This is a genomic window from Alcanivorax sp. S6407 (assembly GCF_023016115.1).
Taxonomy (GTDB): domain Bacteria; phylum Pseudomonadota; class Gammaproteobacteria; order Pseudomonadales; family Alcanivoracaceae; genus Alcanivorax.
Map to the genome: position 1 here is coordinate 662,425 of NZ_JALKBH010000001.1, position 19,368 is coordinate 681,792.

Genomic DNA, 19,368 nt, shown 5'->3' on the forward strand with positions numbered 1-19,368 from the left:
TAAAGAAAAGCCCAGATGAATACAATATGTTTACCGAACAGCGGGGATTGACCGGACAGTACAGCGCAAGGGCTGCCGTAGACTCAAATCCTGATTACGGGTTTTCCGGATGCTCGACAGCCACCCGCGGCCCCACGGCGACGGGATCCAGATGGATAATCACATCCGCCCCGGGAAACGCCTTTTTGATGCCGGATTCAATACTGTCAGCCAGATCGTGGGCAACCCGTAAGGTGAGATTCTGATCCATATCCAGATGCAGCTGGATAAAGCAGGTACGCCCACTCTGCCGGGTACGCAGATCGTGAAAACCCAGCGCATCCGGGTGGGACGCGACAATGGCACCGATGCGGTTACGCACATCGCCCGACATTTCCCGGTCCAGCAGCAGCTGACTCGACTCCGAGGCGATATGCCAAGCGCTGCGCAGGATAAACAAGGCGATTGCCAGCCCCACCGCTCCATCCAGCCACAACCAGCCGAAGCTGCTCACGGCCAGCACTGCAATGATCCCCACATTGACGGCAAGATCGGATACGTAATGCAGGGAGTCTGCCTCAATGGCAGTGGAACCGGTGTGACGGATCACATAGCGCTGCACCAGCAGCAACCCAAAGGTCAGCGCGATGGACAGGATCATCACGCCAATACCCACCATGCTGGCTTCAATGGGAGTCGGATCCATCAGCTTAAGTACCGATTGATGGATCAGAAACACCGAGGAGCCGGCGATGAAAATGGCCTGCCCCAGACCCGCCAGGGCTTCCGCCTTACCGTGACCAAAGCGGTGCTCCTCATCGGCTGGCACCAGTGAATAACGAATGGCAAAGAAATTGATCAGCGATGCCATGGAATCCATCACCGAATCCACCAGCGAAGCCAGCATGCTCACTGAGCCAGTCATCAGCCAGGCCACCGTCTTGGCCGCAATCAGCACCAGTGCGGTGGCCACCGACGCGATGGCAGCCAGCATCAGCAGACGATGTTCCCGGTTGGTTCCTTCACTCATCAGGTGATCCGTTGTCAGGTATTACTGTTTTGGCAGGTACTGCATCGGGTCCACCGGCTTGCCGTCCCGGCGGATCTCGAAATGGAGCTGGGTACGGTAGGTCCCGGTTGCACCCATGGTGGCAATCTTCTGGCCGGCTTTGACCACATCACCTTCCTTCACCAGCATGGCATCATTATGCGCATAGGCACTCAGCCAGCGCTCATTGTGCTTGAGGATCAACAGATTGCCATAACCGGTAAGTCCACTGCCGCGATACACCACACGCCCTTCTGCTGCGGCAATCACCGGGCTCTTTGAGCGGCCGCTGATAGCAATCCCCTTGCGACCGGATGAAGCAGTGGAGAACCGTTCCACCACCGTGCCACTGGCTGGCCAGCGCCAGGTTACCGGGCCAACCGTCCGGGCACCGCTGTCGGATGACACCGAAGGTTTGCTTGGAGCCGGCTTGGCCGGCACCGGCTTGCTGGGCCGTGGGGCGGGCTTGCTCGATGAGGTGCTTGTTACCGGCTTTGGCTTGCTGGTGCTGCCCGAGCTGCTCGAAGACGGCTTTTTCAATGCCAGCGAGATACGCTGGCCGGGATAGATAGTGTAGGGAGCAGGAATGTTATTGGCCGCACCCAGTTCCCGGTAATCCCACCCATAGCGCCAGGCGATGGAATAGAGGGTCTCACCCTCCCGGACATGATGGGTTCCGGAGGTCACTTTGCGCTGGCGGGTATCCTGTCCATAAATATCCACTACGGGAGCCAGACTGGCACTGCAGCCACTCATCAACACCAGAAACACCGCCATCGCCATGGCGCGAAGCAGTTCTGTCACTTTTCTGCTGTGATTACGGATACCAAACGTCCTCAAGCACCGGTGTATGGATCAGTCATTACCCGCTGTACCCGAGGTATTATGCACGGGTGCCAGCCGGTGCAGTAGCCATATCAGGGCAATCGCCATGATAGCACTGGCCACCGCAAACAGTGTCTGTGCACTCTCGCCGGTGGCCGCTGCATAACCTGCAGGTGTAAACCACTGGTCCTGCACACCGCTGGAATCGACCAGCCGCCAGGGCCACAGTTTCACCAGTGAACCCGCCATGAACCCTGCCAGCAGGGCCATTACCGTGTCGTGATAATGATGCAGGGTCCACTTGAGGATATGCACGAAACTCAACAGGCCAAGCGCACATCCGGACAGGAACGCCAGCAACAACGGCAGCTGCACACCTTTCACAGCTTCCAGCACCGGCTGATACATGCCCAGTAAAAGAAGGATAAAACTGCCGGAAATCCCGGGCAGGATCATGGCGCAGATTGCCAGCATGCCACTGAGAAAGAACACCAGCGCTCCGCCACCGCCCTGCATCACTGGCGCCAGCGCAATCATGATGGCGGTCAGGGTGCCAGCCATGAACGCGACACCCTGCGCCAGGCCTCGCTTCTTCAGCGGCGCCGACACCATGAAAATGCTGGCCAGGATCAAACCACTGAAAAATGCCCACACCGGAATCGGGTGAGTTTCGAGGAGCCAGGTAATCAACCGCGCCAGCACCGCAATGCTGGTAAAGATGCCAGCCAGCAGGGTGAACAGGAAGGTCAGGTTGGCCTGCTGCCAGAATGCCGCAAACCCTTCACGGCGCCAGACCCCCAGCAACCGCGGAGTGATACCTCCCAGCGTATCAATCAGCTCTTCATAGATGCCGGTAATCAGCGCCAGCGTGCCACCGGACACCCCCGGCACCACATCCGCTGCGCCCATGGCCATGCCACGAAAGAAAATACCGGGTCGAATCATTACGGTCCTCTTACATCACGCTATAAAGCGGGCGCGATTTCGGGTTTGTTATTCTCGAGCGCCGGAGCTGCAAGCTGCAAGCTACAACGCGAATCACGCATGGTCATGTCTTGAACGTTGCAGCCGCGCCCAAACTATTGAGCGCGGGCATGGCAGTGAAATATTCAATCACCCTGACCGCGCCTTGCAGCTTGTAGCTTGTAGCTTCTTACCGCATCACCCCACGCTGAAACGGCACAAACCGCACCGCATCCAGCGACTGGGTATGGAATTCATCCCCTTCACGATCCACCACCGTGAGAATCTGTTTGCGATCATCCCCCACCGGCATTACCAGGCGGCCGCCGTCGGCCAGTTGCTCGAGCAGATCATCCGGGATGTCCGGTCGGGCGCAGGCGGCGAGGATGCCATCGAACGGGGCTTCGCTTTTCCAGCCGAAGCCGCCATCGGCATGCTTGAGCTGCACCTTGGCCAGGCCAAGACGCAGCAATCGTTTACGTGCCTGCTCCTGTAAAGGTCGGATGCGTTCCACGGAATAAAGTTCATCACAGAAGGGAGCCAGTACCGCGGTCTGATAACCGCAGCCAGTACCAATCTCCAGCACCTTGCCACGCCGGCCGCCGTTCATCAGTAGCTCGGTCATGCGTGCTACCACCCAGGGCTGGGAAATGGTCTGGCCGTGGCCAATAGGGAGTGCGGTATCGTCGTAGGCCTGGTGGGCCAGGGCTTCTTCAATGAAGAAATGGCGAGGCGTATTGCGAATCGTATCCAGCACCCGATCATCCTGAATGCCGGCGTCCCGCAGCCGCTGCACCAAACGATCCCGAGTCCGTGCAGAGGTCATACCGATGCCGCTGAGTTGGATATCCATGTTGTACTTCGTTCTCTACGCAGAGGATTCCGGCGTGGTCACCAGCTCTGCCATCAATGTTGTCGCAAACGCACCTGCAGGCAGCTTGAATGCCAGCTCCAGGCAGTGTTCCCCTTCCCTTTCCTGCAGCCAGGACCATTGCAAGTCCTGTACCGGTAACCGGGTGGCGCGGCGAATCTCGTCCACACCTTCCCGGCAAAGACCGTCGATCACAGCCTGACTGGGTGCCAGAATCTGTTGTTCCAGTTGCCAGCAAGGGCCAGATGATGCCATGCCAGCCACCCCCGGCATAGGGGCGGTAGGATGCACCTCGGCGCGGATCACCCGTGCGGCAGATTCCGCGTCGTCATCGGCACTGAACAAGCCGCGACTGCCCTCAGGCTGCAAAATGTCGCCTTCCAGCACCCGGTTCCATACGCCGCGGCGGACCCGTTCAGCCAGCACCTGATTGAACAGGTCGCTGCGCACTGCCGACAACCATATGCTGCGCAGGGCTTTCTTGCGTGGAGCTTCCCCTCCGGTCAGCCATTCCCGGCCGCGCACCAGATTGCCTGCCCCGCGCCCGAAGCGCTGCTCACCGAAATAATTGGGAATGCCTTGCGCAGCGACCGCGGCCAGCCGTGATTCCAGAGCAACGGTGTCACCCTGAAATTCCGTGGCACGAATGACAAAACGGTTGGCCCGATGGGTACCGCGGTTGAGCTTGCGACGGTGGCGAACAGCCTGAACCAGTCGAACACCCTCCGGCCAGTCAAAGTTTGGATCCGCCTTGCCCGGTAAATGCAGACTGAACCACTGGCGGGTAACCGCATGCTTGTCCTTGAGACCGCTGTATCCCACAGACAGACGATGCACCCGGGCCGACTTTGCCAGCCACATGGCTACGTCCTCGGTATTCCAGCTGGTTTTTTCGATTTCCAGCCAGAGATGCTCGCCCTCCCCTTCAGGGGTGACGTGCATGCATTCGACAACCTGAAAATCCTGCGGACAGGCTTTCAGTTGCGCCTGCGCCACCGGTCCACCATGGGCGAAGGGCAAATTCATCAGGATACCAGCAGCACTGCAGCCTGCACGGCAATGCCTTCCTTGCGACCAGTGAAACCGAGCTTTTCGGTAGTGGTCGCCTTCACCGACACCTGGGCAACCTGACAGCCGAGCAGATCAGCGATGCGCTCACGCATGGCAAGGATATGGGGTGCGAGTTTCGGTGCCTGGCAGATGATGGTGAGATCGGCGTTGCCGAGCTGCCAGCCCGCTGCAGTAATATCCTGGTAGATGGCCTGTAGCAACTTGCCGGAATCGGCCCCTTTCCATTGCGGGTCCGTGTCCGGGAAGTAATGGCCGATATCACCGAGCGCCAGCGCCCCCAGCAGGGCATCGGAAAGCGCATGCAGGGCCACATCGCCATCGGAGTGAGCCTTGAGGCCATGGGAATGCGGGATGGCCACGCCGCATAACATGACATGATCGCCATGATCGAAGGCGTGGACATCAAAGCCCTGACCAATACGGATGGGCATCACACGCCTCCCTGTTCTTCAAACTGGCGGGCCAGGTAGAAACGTGCCAACGGCAGGTCTTCCGGCACGGTGATCTTGATATTGTCACTATGACCGGCCACCAGCCTGGGACGCCAGCCCTGACGTTCCATTGCCGAGGCTTCGTCCGTCACTGCAGCGAGGTCTCCACTGAGCGCCTCATACAGTGCCGCGGCCGGAAACAGCTGAGGGGTCAGCGCCCTCCAGATAACCTCGCGATCCAGCGTGGCGTCTATCAGGTTATCTCCAGCAGCCTGCTTGATGGTATCGACCACTGGCAACGCCAGAATCGCTCCCTGCTCTCCTGTGCTGGCCAACAGTGTCTGGATATCCGACAGACGCAGCAGCGGACGAGCCATGTCATGCACCAGCACCCAGGCATCTTCACCGCCGTCCATGAGCACCTGGGCGACGGCATTGCGTACCGATTCCGCCCGGCTTTCGCCACCGGTGACAGCATGGATACGGCGATGGGTCGCCACTGGCAAGGTAGGCCACCAGGGGTCGTCGCCTGACACCGCCACCACCACACTTTCGATAGGCGCGAAGGACAATAGCCGCTGCAGTGTGTGCTCGGTGAGCGTTTTGCCTGCCAGGGTCAGATATTGTTTGGGAATGCCTGCCTGCATGCGTTCGCCGACACCGGCTGCAGGCACAACAGCATAAAGAGGGCCACGGATTACCGGATTCACTCGGTACTCCCTGGTTGTTCCAGAATCAGAAAGAAGGTTTCACCCTTGCGAATCATACCCAGGTCCTTGCGAGCGATTTCTTCCACCGCTTCGGTACCCTGCTTCAGGTCTTTCACATCCGCAGCCATCAGACGGTTACGCTCGTTGAGCCTGGCGTTGGACTGCTTGAGGGTGGCCACTTCCTTTTTCAGGCTGGCCACATGGCGAAGGCTACCCTCGCCAAACCAGAGACGGGCCTGAAGCCCCAGAAACACAAGGGCCAGCACGGCAAAAACCACCTGCCGGGCGGGCGACAGCTTCATTGCTGCGCGCTTGCCCTCCAGAGGTTTTGCCTTGCTGGCCCTTGTTTCTGTCATCAGGAATTAACCGAGGAACTTGAACTCTTTGCGGCCATGATAAGCAACACGACCCAGTTCCTGCTCGATGCGGATCAGACGGTTGTACTTGGCCACACGGTCAGAGCGGCACAGAGAGCCAGTCTTGATCTGGCCAGCGGCGGTAGCCACAGCCAGGTCAGCGATGGTGCTGTCTGCGGTTTCACCACTACGGTGAGAAATCACCGCGGTGTAGCCGGCATCCTTGGCCATCTTGATGGCTTCCAGGGTTTCGGTCAGGGAACCGATCTGGTTGAACTTGATCAGGATGGAGTTAGCCACCCCTTCGTCTATACCCTTCTTGAGGATCTTGGTGTTGGTCACGAACAGGTCGTCGCCCACCAGCTGTACCTTGTCACCCAGCTTGTCGGTGAGGATCTTCCAGCCTTCCCAGTCAGACTCGTCCATGCCATCTTCAATGGAGATGATCGGGTAACGGTCGCACAGCTCGGCCAGGTAATCGGCAAACTCGGCGGAAGTCATGCTGCGGCCTTCACCGGCCAGCACGTATTTGCCGTCCTTGTAGAATTCGCTGGAAGCGCAATCCAGTGCCAGGGTCACGTCTTCACCCGCCTTGTAGCCGGCGATCTCGATGGCTTCCATGATGGCTTCCAGAGCCGCTTCGTTGCTGGGCAGATCCGGAGCGAAACCACCTTCATCACCCACTGCGGTGTTCAGGCCGCGCTTTTTCAGAACACCTTTCAGGGCATGGAAGATTTCAGCGCCATAACGGATCGCTTCTGCAACAGTAGAGGCACCCACCGGCTGCACCATGAATTCCTGGATGTCCACATTGTTATCAGCGTGCTCACCACCGTTGATGATGTTCATCATCGGTACCGGCAGGGAGTATTCGTTGTCATCGTCCTGCAGGTCGGAGATGTACTCGTACAGGGGCTTGCCTTGATCAGCAGCGGCAGCTTTGGCCACTGCCAGAGACACCGCAAGAATGGCATTGGCGCCCAGCTTGCCCTTGTTCTCGGTACCATCAGCGTCAATCATGGCCTGGTCGATGCCGCGCTGGTCAGACGCTTCCTTGCCGATCAGCAGCTCGCGGATCTCGGAATTCACGTTACCCACGGCCTTGGTCACGCCCTTACCCAGGTAACGGCTCTTGTCACCGTCACGCAGCTCCAGTGCTTCACGGGAACCGGTAGAAGCACCGCTGGGAGCGCAGGCACTGCCAGTTGCGCCAGACTCGAGAATCACATCGGCTTCGATGGTGGGGTTGCCGCGGGAATCCAGAATTTCGCGGGCTTTGATGTCAACGATCTTGGACATGACAGTCAATCTCTCTTAATCAGTTGTTTTCAAAGGCAGGCAGTGCCTTGACGGTATTATCCAGGGTTTGCATCTGGGCAAGGAATGGCTCCAGACGGTCCAGACGCAAGGCGCAGGGGCCATCGCATTTGGCATTGTCCGGGTCAGGATGGGCTTCCAGGAACAGTCCGGCAATGCCCTGACTGATCCCCGCTCGGCCCAATTCGGCCACCTGGGCACGGCGGCCATCGGCGCTGTCGGCACGACCACCCGGCTTCTGCAGCGCATGGGTCACATCGAAAAACACCGGGTAATTGAATTGCTTCATGATGCCGAAACCGAGCATGTCCACCACCAGGTTGTTGTACCCGAAGCTGGAGCCACGCTCACAGAGAATCAGCTGGTCATTTCCGGCGTCCTCACATTTGTGCAGGATATGCCCCATTTCATGGGGGGCCAGAAACTGCGGCTTCTTGATGTTGATGATGGCGCTGGTCTTTGCCATCGCCACCACCAGATCCGTTTGCCGGGCCAGGAAGGCCGGCAACTGGATGATGTCACAGACTTCCGCCACTGGTGCGGCCTGATAGGGTTCATGCACATCGGTGATCAGCGGACAATTGAAGGTCTTCTTCACTTCCTCGAAGATCTTCAGCCCCTCTTCCATCCCCGGTCCCCGGTAGGAATTCAGGGAAGACCGATTGGCCTTGTCGAAGCTGGCCTTGAACACCCATGGGATATTCAGCTTGCTGGTGACTTCGGCGTAAGCCTCCGCCACCTGCATGGCCATATCCCGGGATTCCAGCACATTCATACCGCCGAACAGCGCCATGGGTTTGTCGTTGCCAAACTCCAGATCGCCGAGACGAATGATTTTCTGCTCGCTCACGGACACCACTCCTTGTGTTCTTATTGAGCTGCCTTCTGTAACAGGGCGGCTTCCACATACCCGCGGAACAGGCCGTGGCCGTCACGGGGAGTAGAGGTAAATTCCGGGTGGAACTGACAAGCGACAAACCACGGATGGTCGGCCACCTCGATCACTTCCACCAATTCGCCATCTACGGAACGGCCAACGATTTTCAGCCCCGCCGCTTCCAGCGCAGGCAGATAATTGTTGTTCACCTCATAACGGTGACGATGACGCTCGACAATATGGGTGGAGCCATAACATTCCGCAGCGCGGCTACCGGCTTCCAGCACACATTCCTGCCCACCCAGGCGCATGGTGCCACCCAGATCAGATTCCGCAGAACGCTGTTCCTTGCGGCCATCTTCGGTAGTCCACTCGGTAATCAGGCCCACCACCGGATCCGGCGTGCCAGGCTTCAACTCGGAGGAATGGGCTTGTTCGATACCGGCCACATGACGTGCGTATTCAATCACTGCCAACTGCATACCCAGACAGATGCCCAGATATGGCACCTTGTTTTCGCGGGCATAACGAATGGCCGCAATCTTGCCTTCGGTGCCGCGGTCGCCGAACCCACCCGGTACCAGGATGGCATCCAGGTTTTCCAGTACACCGGTACCGTCGCGTTCGATATCTTCCGCATCAAGATAAAGGATGTTCACTTTCGCGCGGTTACTGATACCCGCGTGAATCAATGCTTCGTTGAGTGACTTGTAGGCATCGACCAGTTCGATGTACTTGCCCACCATACCGATAGTGACTTCGCCTTCCGGATTCAGCTGGGCTTCGACCACGCGATCCCACTCGCTCAGATCCGGAGCCGGCAGGTCCAGACCGAATTTGTTGACTACGATGTCATCCAGGCCCTGCTCGTGCATCACACGCGGCACCTGGTAGATGGTCTTGCAGTCCGGCGCAGAAATCACCGCACGGGCTTCCACGTTGGTGAACAAGGCAATCTTTTCACGCGCCCCCTGGGGAATCGGGTCATCCGCACGACACACCAGTACGTCAGGCTGCAAGCCGATGGAACGCAGCTCCTTCACAGAATGCTGGGTGGGCTTGGTCTTGATCTCGCCAGCAGTGGCGATATAGGGCACCAGGGTCAGGTGCACCAGCAGGGACTGGCTGGAACCCAGCTCTACACGCATCTGCCGGGCCGCTTCCAGGAAAGGCAGGGACTCGATGTCACCGGCAGTACCACCGATCTCGACGATGGCCACGTCGGCATCCCCTGCCCCTTCACGAATCTTAAGTTTGATTTCATCGGTGATATGCGGAATCACCTGAACCGTTGCGCCCAGGTACTCACCACGACGTTCCTTGTCCAGCACGTCCTGATAGACACGCCCGGTGGTAAAGCTGTTACGACGGTTGAGACGAGTGCGGATGAAGCGCTCGTAGTGGCCAAGATCCAGATCGGTCTCGGCGCCATCTTCGGTCACGAACACCTCACCGTGCTGGTAGGGACTCATGGTGCCGGGATCCACATTGATGTAGGGATCCATTTTGATCAGGGTGACCTTGAGGCCACGGGCTTCCAGCAAGGTGGCCAGAGAGGCAGAGGTAATCCCCTTACCCAGGGAAGAAACCACACCGCCAGTGACAAAGATGAAACGTGACATGCACTCACCAGATTGCTTGGGATCAGCGACTACCGGCACCGGTGAGAGGTGACAATAACGCTGATTCCCTGATGGATTAGTAGCGCGCCATCAAGTGTGAACCGGCCCCAATAAAAAAAACACCCCGCTCGCGGCATCGCGGGCAAGGGTTGCTCTTGGATCGGGTTGGCCAGCTACGCAAGTGATGGATGAACACCTGAAATTTCAGGGGCTTGCGCTACATCAGGACGGGAGAAAATGTTAACAGAAGCGGCCCCCCGCCTCAATCGGGAATCCACCTGTTGTGCGAATATTTTGCGATCCGCCAGATTGGCCGATTCACTGATCAGCCCATGGGGGTCATTCAGGCATACCTTCTGTGGAGCGCAGTGCCATCCCCGCACAGCCAGCCACACCGTTTCCGGTACTCTCACCCCTGCGGGCTCACTCCACTCAGCTGCCAGCCTGTTGGCAGCGGGCAAGTACGTCTGCAAAAGGCATCTCGATCAGGGAGGCAAACGCCGGGTGGCGGCCAAGCCGGGCACGACTGGCGCGCGGACTGGTGATACCGCACAGAAACCGGGCCAGCTGACGCGGGGAGGACAAGGCGGCATGCTCCTCTTTCTTTAGCCGATCGATGATTGATAGATCCGGCTGGCCCATTTGTCGAGGCGGCATCGGAACACGCTCTCCAAGACAGACACTGCACTGTCCACAGGGTTGCGTCAGGGTCTCCCCGAAATAGCCCACCAATGCCTGTTGCAGACAGCCGTCTTGCTGTGCCCAGTCCGCCACCTGCTGAAGCCGGTCAATGTCCCGCTGCTCGCGGAGCTGAAACTGGGACTGAAGACGCGCAATCAACCCCTGGCTATCTCCCGGCAGGTTGACCATGCGGAAGCCCTGGCGCACCCCGGCCACTCTCAGCTCCACCATCCCCTGCTGCTCCAGATACCCCAGTGCATTGAGAATCCTCAGCCGGTCAGCCTGAAGCTCCCGGGCCGCTTCGATGGGTTTGAGGGTCAGCCAGGTTCTGCCCTGCTTGCCACAGGCAAACAGGGCACGCAGAAACTCCGCACGATCGTGGTCGAACTGAGCCAGCAGCTGGTCCTGCGCGGTCAGAAATCCGACCTTGTACTCGGTATAGAATGGCGCCGTGGCCTTGATGATTCCCTCCAGCTCAAGATAGGTCAGCAGGGTATTGATCACCAGCGGTCGCACATCGAACTGGCCGGATAGTTCATACACGGACAGGTCGAACTGCTCCGTCTGCCCCAGCAACCAGTGAATCAGACCCGCCAGAGCCTCTTCATCCGGGGTATCCCCAAAGCTGAAATTTTCCAGCACGGTCAGGTCATCCAGACTGGCCAGAAGCGTGCAGCGGGATGGCTGGCCGTCACGCCCGGCCCGACCGATCTCCTGCATGTAATTTTCCAGCGACTTGGGCAGGTTGTAATGATAAATAGCACGGATATCCGACTTGTCGATCCCCATGCCGAAGGCAATAGTGGCCACCACGATATCCACCGCACCGCTCATGAAGGCCTCCTGGGCCTGATGCCTCGTTTCATCCTTCAGCCCCGCATGGTAGGCGAGCGCCTTCATACCCTTGCGCTTCAGGAAGGCAGCCACCGCTTCAGCGGTCTTCTGCAGGGTCACATAGACAATGGCCGGCCCAGCTGGCTGGCTGGATAACTGACGGAACAGCGCCTCGTCCCTGTCTGCAGGCACGGTGGGATGTATATGAATGGCCAGGTTGGGCCGGAAGAAACCGGTTTGCACATGGTCATCCTGCGCAATGTCAAAGCTGTCGCGAATCTGTTCCGCCACCTGTGGGGTTGCCGTCGCGGTCAGGGCCAGCACCCGGCCCACCCCAAGCTCCCTGGCCAACTGTGCCAGCTTGAGGTAATCCGGCCGGAAATTGTGCCCCCATTCGGAGACACAGTGAGCCTCATCCACGGCCATCATGCTGATGGACAGGCGCTTCAGTCGGGCCAGAAACCGTTCATTGGCCAGCCTTTCCGGTGCCACGTACAACAGTTTGATGCTGCCCTGCTCGAGCCCCTGGTAAATGGCTTTCAGCTCATCCGCTTCCACACTGGAATCCAACCGCGCAGCAGGAATGTTCAGGGCATTGAGCTGGTCCACCTGATCCTTCATGAGAGCAATCAGGGGCGAAACCACCAGGGTCAGGCCATCCAGCATCAGCGCGGGTAACTGGTAGCAAAGACTCTTGCCACCCCCGGTGGGGAATACGGCCAGGGCGGAGCGGCCCGCCAGCAGGGACTCGATGACCTGCTGCTGGCCGGGGCGGAAGTCCTGCAGGCGAAAGGTTTTTTGTAACAGCTGCCGGGCGGCTTGGTTCATGATCAATTCCCATCGTGCGACGCCATGGCGCCAGCACTGACATTATGTCCAGTACGGATTTGACACTGAGTGTGTCAGACCTGAGGGAATCACGCGAGGGGCTGGCGACGTCATTTGCTGTCAGCCCTGGCTTACAGGGAGGGATGCAAAAACCACTGTTCGCATTGTCGGTCAGACTCTCCATCTGCCAAGCCCACCAGAGGTACTGACACCAGCACCTGATCCCGGTACAGCAGTGGCCACTGTCGGCGTTGCCACGGCGGCACACCAGCCGCACGCCACAGCTCCTTGACCTGTTGCCGCATGCCATTGCGCTGAATCCGGAGGTTGCCTTGCATTGCAGACAATGTCAGGTCTCCGGGGGGACGCAATACCGATACTGCACCCTCCCCGCCCTCACGGCTCCAGTGCCAGTTAGGCAGTGGCGGAGGCAGGGCACCGGCTGGCCATTGGGCACTCCCGGTCCAGGCATCGAAGCCGTCCCGCTCACACAGATAAAGTGCGTCGCGATAAAGACGCACCGCCCAACCGCCCCACTCTACCCGCGCCTGGCTGTCATCCGCCGCTTGCTGCAATAAGAGCAACTCGGCCAACACCGCTTGACTCGGAGCCGTAGCCGCGTTGTTCTGCAGCCACCAGCGAAACAGATTACGTTGCCGCGGCTCAGACAATTTGTGCATCTGCCCCAACGGCAAGGTCCGCCCACTGACTCCCAGCTCCCTGGCATCCTCAGCAGCAATTTCTTCCAGCAAGCCTGCAGCTTCGGACATGTGATCCGCCGCCCGGGCCAGGGTGGTCTCCGCACCGGGCCATTGCTGGCGCAGCAGCGGCATGATGCGCTGGCGCAGGAAATTGCGTCGCAGGCCTTCATCTTCGTTACTGGGATCATCCAGCCATTCGATACCGGCCTCCTCTGCCCAGCGGACCAGCAGCTGCCGCTCCAGAGCCAGTAGCGGCCGCCAAATTGAGACGCCATCGCGACGCGCCATGGGTCGCATGGCCGAAAGGCCCTGCACACCAGCGCCCCTAAGCAGCCTGAGCATCAGGGTTTCCGCTTGGTCGGATCGGTGGTGGGCGGTAATCAGGGTAGCTCCCTGCGCGGTCGCCATGGGCAGCAAGACCCCATAGCGGGCATCGCGGGCGCCCGCTTCGATACCTTCACCGCGATCAATTTCGACCTGTTCGACACTGCAAGGAACGTGATGATGCTGACAGAGTGACAGACAGAAGCGGGACCATTGTGGGCTGTCCGCTTGCAGTTGATGGTCCACATGGACCACAGACAAACGCGGGCCAAGGCCGGCCCGAATCAGGAGGTGCAGAAGCAGGGAGGAGTCGAGCCCGCCGCTGAGCGCCAGCAGCAAGGGCCCGTCAGGTGCCTGTTCTGCCAGCTGGCGACAGAACCCGGCAGAGTCCAGCATGATCAGCTGTCAGCAGACTCGGTGGTAAAGTTGCCGTAGCTCATCAGGCGATCGTAGCGACGCTCCACCAGCTGCTCGGTATCCATTCCCTTGAGGATGTCCAGCTGCTTGATAAAGGACTTGCGGATAGATTCCGCCGCCATGTCGTAATCGCGATGGGCGCCGCCCAGGGGCTCCTTGATGACCTGGTCAACAATGCCCAGCTCGTGCAGACGCCCTGCCGTCAGGCCCATGGCCTCGGCAGCATCCGGGGCCTTCTCGGCGCTACGCCAGAGAATGGAGGCACAGCCTTCCGGAGAGATCACCGAATAGGTGGAAAATTCCAGCATCTGCAGGTGGTCGCAGACACCGATGGCCAGCGCACCACCAGAACCCCCTTCACCGATAACGGTGGCGATGATCGGGGTTTTCAGCTGGGACATGACACGCAGATTGCGGGCAATGGCTTCGGACTGACCGCGCTCTTCCGCATCGATCCCCGGGAAAGCCCCGGGGGTGTCGATGAAGGTCAGGATCGGCATCTTGAAGCGTTCGGCCATTTCCATCAGACGCAGGGCCTTACGGTACCCTTCCGGCTTCGGCATGCCGAAATTGCGGCGCACCTTTTCCTTCACTTCGCGCCCCTTCTGGTGACCGATCACCATCACCGGCTGGTCGTCCAGACGAGTCACCCCACCGACGATGGCAGGATCATCCGCAAAGGCGCGGTCGCCGTGCAGCTCATCAAAATCGGCAAAGATGCGCTTGATGTAGTCCAGCATGTAGGGACGCTGGGGATGACGGGACAACTGGGAGATCTGCCAGGAGGACAGGTTCTTGAAAATCGACTCGGTGAGGCTGATGCTCTTTTCCTGCAGCTTGCCCACCTCTTCGGAGATGTTCACTTCGCTGCCGCTGCCCACCAGCCGCAATTCCTCGATCTTCGCTTCCAGGTCTGCGATAGGTTGTTCAAATTCGAGGAAGTTCGGGTTCATATCTGAGCCTGTTTGATCAAAATGTCGTGACTGGGGCCAATCCTCTGGCCAACCACCCTGATTTATATGCCGACCAAGTGTAGCGGCAACCGGACGAAAAGGTCGAGCAATGGCGCCAGAACGAAGGTTGCAAACTGTTTCAACAGGAGACGCGGCATGCAACATGCTTCACGCATCATGCAAAAGGCCCACGCTCTGCAGCCTCAACACCGAGCCCGGGCTTGCCATCAAATCAGCCATGGCGGAGATGGGCTTTCGCCCATTTCCGCCCTACGAAATGCGCGGCTGAAACGGGGCCAGAGCCATTCATTCGCGCCGCCAGCGATGCTGGCGGCAAGATTTTCATCTTTCGCGTGCTGCGTGTAGCGTGATGCATGAAGCGGCCGACGCAGGAGGCAATCAGTACTCCACCCGCACTGAATCATCGCCGAACTGCATGCGCAGCTCTTCCACCAGCGAATCATGGGGACTGACCTTCCACTCATCCCCCAGCCAGAAGCTGGCGGCGGCTATCTGGTGGTCCAGATCCAGCAACACCGGGGTGTTGCCGCCCTGATAGGGAGCCAGGGTCTGCTGCAGGCGCTCCGGCAGCGAATCCTGCACCGGGGCGGCCAGGCGAAGGCGGCGGGCAAAGGTCTCCCGGGCCTGGCGCATGTCCATGATTTCGTCGGCGACCAGATTGAAACCGCCGGTGTACTCATCGTTGCGCACCCCGCCCTTGAAGATCAGCAGTTCGTCCTTCTGTACCAGCTCACCGAACTGGGCAAAGGTCTTGCCGAATACCGACACTTCCAACCGGCCGGTCTTGTCATCCAGAGTGACAAACGCCATCCGCTCGCCACTGCGCTTGCTTCGGGTAATACGCAAGGCCACGACCAGCCCCGCCACCATGGCAGCCTCACCCTTGGCAGTGGGCTGCAAGGCATTGAGCCGTGAGGAGACAAACTGCCGCACCTCACTTTCATACTGATCAATGGGGTGTCCCGTGAGGAACAGGCCCAGGGTGTCGCGCTCGCCATTGAGGCGAGTGTCATCATTCCAGTTACGTGCGCGCTTCCACTCCACGGCGGTGGCCGGAGACTCATCTACGGCACCGAACATGTCCATGATACCGGCCGCTTCGTTGCGGGCGTCCTGATCGGCGGCGGCAATGGCATCGGGCAAGGTGGCCAGAATGGTGGCACGGTCATGGAAGCTCTCGCTTTCCGATTCCGGCGTCGGCCCCAGCTTGTCCAGCACCCCTGCCCGTACCATGGCTTCCAGGGAGCGGCGATTGATCTTCTTCAAGTCGATACGACGGCAGAAATCAAACAGGTCCTTGAAGTCACCCTTGCCATCATCACGGGCCGCAACGATAGCATCGATGGGGCCTTCACCCAGGCCCTTGATGGCACCAAGACCATAGACGATGTCGCCTTCCGGATTGACCGTGAAGCGGTAACCACAGGAATTCACATCCGGTGGCAACACCTTCAGGCCCATGGTCTTGCACTCGTCAATGAAGGTCACCACCTTGTCGGTGTTCTGCATATCCGCAGAAATGGTGGCGGCCATGAATTCGGCCGGGTAATGCACTTTCAGCCAGGCGGTCTGGTAGGCCACCAGCGCATAGGCGGCGGAGTGGGATTTGTTGAAACCGTAGCCCGCGAATTTTTCCACCAGGTCGAAGATCTTCATGGCCAGATCCGGGTCGACACCCTGCCCCTTGGCCCCTTCCTCAAAGATCTCCCGTTGCTTGGCCATCTCTTCGGGTTTCTTCTTACCCATGGCCCGACGCAGCATGTCCGCGCCACCCAACGTATAGCCCGCCAGTACCTGGGCAATCTGCATCACCTGTTCCTGATAGAGAATAACCCCATAGGAAGGCTTGAGAATGGGCTCCAGCCACTCGTGCTGGTACTGGGGATCCGGATACGCCAGCGGCTCACGACCATGCTTACGGTTCACGAAGTTGTCCACCATGCCGGATTCCAGCGGCCCCGGTCGATACAGGGCCACCAGGGCGATGATGTCTTCGAAGACGTCAGGTTTGAGCTTCTTGATCAGCTCCTTCATGCCCTGACTTTCCAGCTGGAATACCGCAGTGGTATCACCACGCTTGAGCAGCTCAAAGCTGCCGCTGTCGTCCAGCGGAATGTGGTCGATTACCAGATCGTCCAGCCCTTCCCGGTGGCGCTTTACGTTAGCGGCCTTCACCGCCCAGTCGATGATGGTCAGGGTTTTCAGACCAAGGAAGTCAAACTTCACCAGGCCCGCCGCCTCCACATCATCCTTGTCGTACTGGGTCACCAGGTTGGTGCCGTCTTCTTCACAGTAAAGTGGTGCAAAGTCGGTGAGCTTGCCCGGGGCGATGACTACGCCCCCGGCGTGCTTGCCTACGTTACGGGTCAGGCCTTCCAGCTTCTTGGCCATTTCCCAGATTTCGTTGGCGGATTCCTTATCGGAATTCTCGTCACTCTCAAGGAACTCGCGCAGGGTTTCTTCCTGCTCCAGCGCCTTGGCAAGGGTCATGCCGGGCACACCGGGAATCATCTTTGAAAGCCGATCCGCGAGACCGTAGGGCTTGCCCTGTACCCGGGCCACATCGCGAACCACCGCCTTGGCGGCCATGGTACCGAAGGTAATGATCTGGCTAACCGCATCCCTACCGTACTTGTCGGCGGTATAATTGATCACCCGATCCCGCTTCTCCATGCAGAAATCCACATCGAAGTCAGGCATGGATACCCGTTCCGGGTTAAGGAAACGTTCGAAGAGCAGGTCATAACCAATCGGATCGAGATCGGTAATCTTCAATGCATAGGCCACCAGAGAGCCGGCACCGGAACCCCGCCCCGGCCCTACGGGTACCTGGTTATCCTTGCCCCACTGGATAAAGTCGGCAACGATCAAGAAGTAACCGGGGAACCCCATCTGGTTGATGATATCCAGCTCGAACTTGAGGCGCTCATCGTAGGGTTTTCGTTTTTCAGCGTACTCAGGATCATTCTCGTCGAGCAACACCTTGAGGCGGTCTTCCAGACCTTCACGGGAAACCTGCTCGAAATATTCATTGATCGTCATCCCTTCCGGGATCGGGAAGTCCGGCAGGAAGTTCTCACCCAGACGAATATCCAGAGTACAACGACGTGCAATCTCGACGGTGTTCTCCAGCGCTTCCGGCAGATCCGAAAACAGCGACAGCATCTCTTCTTCGGATTTCAGGTACTGCTCTTCAGAATATTTTTTGGGTCGCCTGGGGTCATCAAGGGTGTTGCCGTCGTGAATACAGACCCGCGCTTCATGAGCTTCGAAATCTTCTTTCCTGATAAAGCGCACATCGTTGGTCGCCACCACCGGCAGACCCAGCTGCCCGGCCAGCGCAACAGTGGCATGCAGGCAGTCTTCATCACCGGGGCGGGAGGTGCGCTGCACCTCCAGATAAAAACGATCGCCGTACAGTGACGCCAACCATGAGGCTTGCTGCTGCGCCAGGTCGTTTTTCTCGGCCAGAAGTAGCTGGCCAATCTCACCATGGGTGGCAGCAGAAAGCACGATCAAGCCTTCATTGAGCTCCGCCAGCCATTCCGGTTTGACCAGAGCCAGCCCGCGATCCTGGTTGGTTTGCCAGGCTCGGCTGATCAGCAGGGTCAGGTTCTGGTAACCCGCTTCGTTCTGAACCAGAAAACACAGCCGTACCGGCTCTTCAAGATGGGTGGGCTGTACCCACAGATCGGCGCCCATGATCGGCTTGACCCCGGCCCCCATGGCCGCCTTGTAAAACTTGATCAAGGCAAACAGGTTGGAATCATCCGTGACGGCCACGGCAGGAATGCCTTTCTCGGCACAGTCCTTGGTCAGCTGCTTGACCCGCACCACCCCATCAGACAGGGAATAATCAGTGTGCAGGCGCAGATGGACAAAACGGGGTTGGCTCAAAACAACTTACCTTGTGCTATTGCGGCAGAAACCGGCCCGAAGGAACGACGATGTTCGGCCAGTGCACCGTATTCATTCAGTGCCGCCAGGTGGACCTTGGTGGGGTAGCCCTTGTGGCGATCAAACCCGTACTGGGGATACTGTTCATGCAGTTGCTGCATTTCACGATCCCGCGCTACCTTGGCCAGAATCGAAGCGGCTGAAATGGCCGGAACCCGCCCGTCACCTTTCACTACCGCCTCCACCGGACACGCCAGTGCCGGCACCCGGTTACCGTCTACCAGTACGGCATGGGCGTCAAGGGACAAACCCTGCACCGCACGCTGCATGGCCAACATGGTGGCATGGAGGATATTCAGCTGGTCGATTTCGGCAGGTTCGGCGCGCCCCAGTGACCAGCACAGTGCCTTCGACTTGATCTCATCTTCCAGCTGCAAGCGCTTCTTTTCAGTTAGTTTTTTCGAGTCGGCAAGCCCTGCAATGGGTTGCTCGGGATCGAGGATCACGGCGGCAGTCACTACCGCTCCTACCAGCGGACCACGGCCCACCTCGTCCACACCGGCAACCCGCATTCCCGCCGACCAGCTGAAACGTGACGGGATGAAAGGCTCGGCCAGGGCATACTCGGCAAATGGATCCATC

The 19,368-nt window shown here is 58.9% G+C and carries 16 protein-coding genes; all 16 read right to left on the minus strand.

What is annotated here, in order from left to right:
* Nucleotides 1–94 precede the first annotated feature (94 nt).
* The 16 genes from MWU49_RS02945 to rnhB all read right to left on the minus strand — a co-directional run bounded on the left by MWU49_RS02945 (nt 95) and on the right by rnhB (nt 19,367).
* On the minus strand, nt 95–1,009 hold the full coding sequence (locus tag MWU49_RS02945) for a cation diffusion facilitator family transporter (RefSeq protein WP_246967864.1): 915 nt from the start codon (nt 1,007–1,009) through the stop codon (nt 95–97).
* Nucleotides 1,010–1,030: 21 nt separating this feature from the next.
* Nucleotides 1,031–1,831: a peptidoglycan DD-metalloendopeptidase family protein gene (locus tag MWU49_RS02950; RefSeq protein ID WP_246967867.1), complete on the minus strand. Its 801-nt coding sequence runs from the start codon at nt 1,829–1,831 to the stop codon at nt 1,031–1,033.
* 51 nt (nt 1,832–1,882) lie between these two features.
* Nucleotides 1,883–2,797, minus strand: coding sequence for a DUF368 domain-containing protein (locus tag MWU49_RS02955; protein ID WP_246967870.1), 915 nt, complete (start codon nt 2,795–2,797; stop codon nt 1,883–1,885).
* A gap of 208 nt (nt 2,798–3,005) precedes the next feature.
* A complete protein-coding gene (locus MWU49_RS02960) occupies nt 3,006–3,668 on the minus strand; it encodes a protein-L-isoaspartate(D-aspartate) O-methyltransferase (protein WP_246967874.1) in 663 nt (220 codons plus the stop codon).
* Between the two features lie 15 nt (nt 3,669–3,683).
* Complete coding sequence (locus tag MWU49_RS02965; protein WP_246967877.1) at nt 3,684–4,712, minus strand: tRNA pseudouridine(13) synthase TruD; 1,029 nt, start codon at nt 4,710–4,712, stop codon at nt 3,684–3,686.
* Nucleotides 4,712–5,188 (minus strand): 2-C-methyl-D-erythritol 2,4-cyclodiphosphate synthase, encoded by a 477-nt coding sequence (gene ispF, locus MWU49_RS02970; protein WP_246967880.1) that lies wholly within the window; start codon nt 5,186–5,188, stop codon nt 4,712–4,714. The genes MWU49_RS02965 and ispF overlap by 1 nt, the downstream gene beginning before the upstream one ends.
* On the minus strand, nt 5,188–5,898 hold the full coding sequence (gene ispD, locus MWU49_RS02975; protein WP_246967882.1) for a 2-C-methyl-D-erythritol 4-phosphate cytidylyltransferase: 711 nt from the start codon (nt 5,896–5,898) through the stop codon (nt 5,188–5,190). The genes ispF and ispD overlap by 1 nt, the downstream gene beginning before the upstream one ends.
* On the minus strand, nt 5,895–6,200 hold the full coding sequence (locus tag MWU49_RS02980; RefSeq protein WP_246967884.1) for a septum formation initiator family protein: 306 nt from the start codon (nt 6,198–6,200) through the stop codon (nt 5,895–5,897). The genes ispD and MWU49_RS02980 overlap by 4 nt, the downstream gene beginning before the upstream one ends.
* 60 nt (nt 6,201–6,260) lie before the next feature.
* A complete protein-coding gene (gene eno, locus MWU49_RS02985) occupies nt 6,261–7,553 on the minus strand; it encodes a phosphopyruvate hydratase (RefSeq protein WP_246967886.1) in 1,293 nt (430 codons plus the stop codon).
* A gap of 19 nt (nt 7,554–7,572) precedes the next feature.
* Complete coding sequence (kdsA, locus tag MWU49_RS02990) at nt 7,573–8,421, minus strand: 3-deoxy-8-phosphooctulonate synthase (RefSeq protein WP_246967888.1); 849 nt, start codon at nt 8,419–8,421, stop codon at nt 7,573–7,575.
* Between the two features lie 20 nt (nt 8,422–8,441).
* The gene (locus MWU49_RS02995) at nt 8,442–10,070 is read right to left on the minus strand and encodes a CTP synthase (RefSeq protein ID WP_246967890.1); all 1,629 of its coding nucleotides are present in this window, start codon (nt 10,068–10,070) and stop codon (nt 8,442–8,444) included.
* Between the two features lie 432 nt (nt 10,071–10,502).
* Nucleotides 10,503–12,413 carry an ATP-dependent DNA helicase RecQ gene (locus MWU49_RS03000; RefSeq protein ID WP_246967892.1) on the minus strand — a complete coding sequence of 637 codons (1,911 nt, stop codon included), beginning with the start codon at nt 12,411–12,413 and terminating at the stop codon, nt 10,503–10,505.
* A 131-nt stretch (nt 12,414–12,544) separates the two neighbouring features.
* Nucleotides 12,545–13,834: a tRNA lysidine(34) synthetase TilS gene (tilS, locus tag MWU49_RS03005; protein WP_246967894.1), complete on the minus strand. Its 1,290-nt coding sequence runs from the start codon at nt 13,832–13,834 to the stop codon at nt 12,545–12,547.
* A gap of 2 nt (nt 13,835–13,836) precedes the next feature.
* Nucleotides 13,837–14,808 (minus strand): acetyl-CoA carboxylase carboxyltransferase subunit alpha, encoded by a 972-nt coding sequence (locus MWU49_RS03010; protein WP_246967897.1) that lies wholly within the window; start codon nt 14,806–14,808, stop codon nt 13,837–13,839.
* 399 nt (nt 14,809–15,207) lie between these two features.
* On the minus strand, nt 15,208–18,726 hold the full coding sequence (gene dnaE / locus MWU49_RS03015) for a DNA polymerase III subunit alpha (RefSeq protein WP_246967900.1): 3,519 nt from the start codon (nt 18,724–18,726) through the stop codon (nt 15,208–15,210).
* Entirely contained in the window at nt 18,723–19,367 is a 645-nt protein-coding gene (gene rnhB, locus MWU49_RS03020) for a ribonuclease HII (RefSeq protein WP_246967903.1), read from the minus strand. The genes dnaE and rnhB overlap by 4 nt, the downstream gene beginning before the upstream one ends.
* Nucleotide 19,368: the final 1 nt, after the last annotated feature.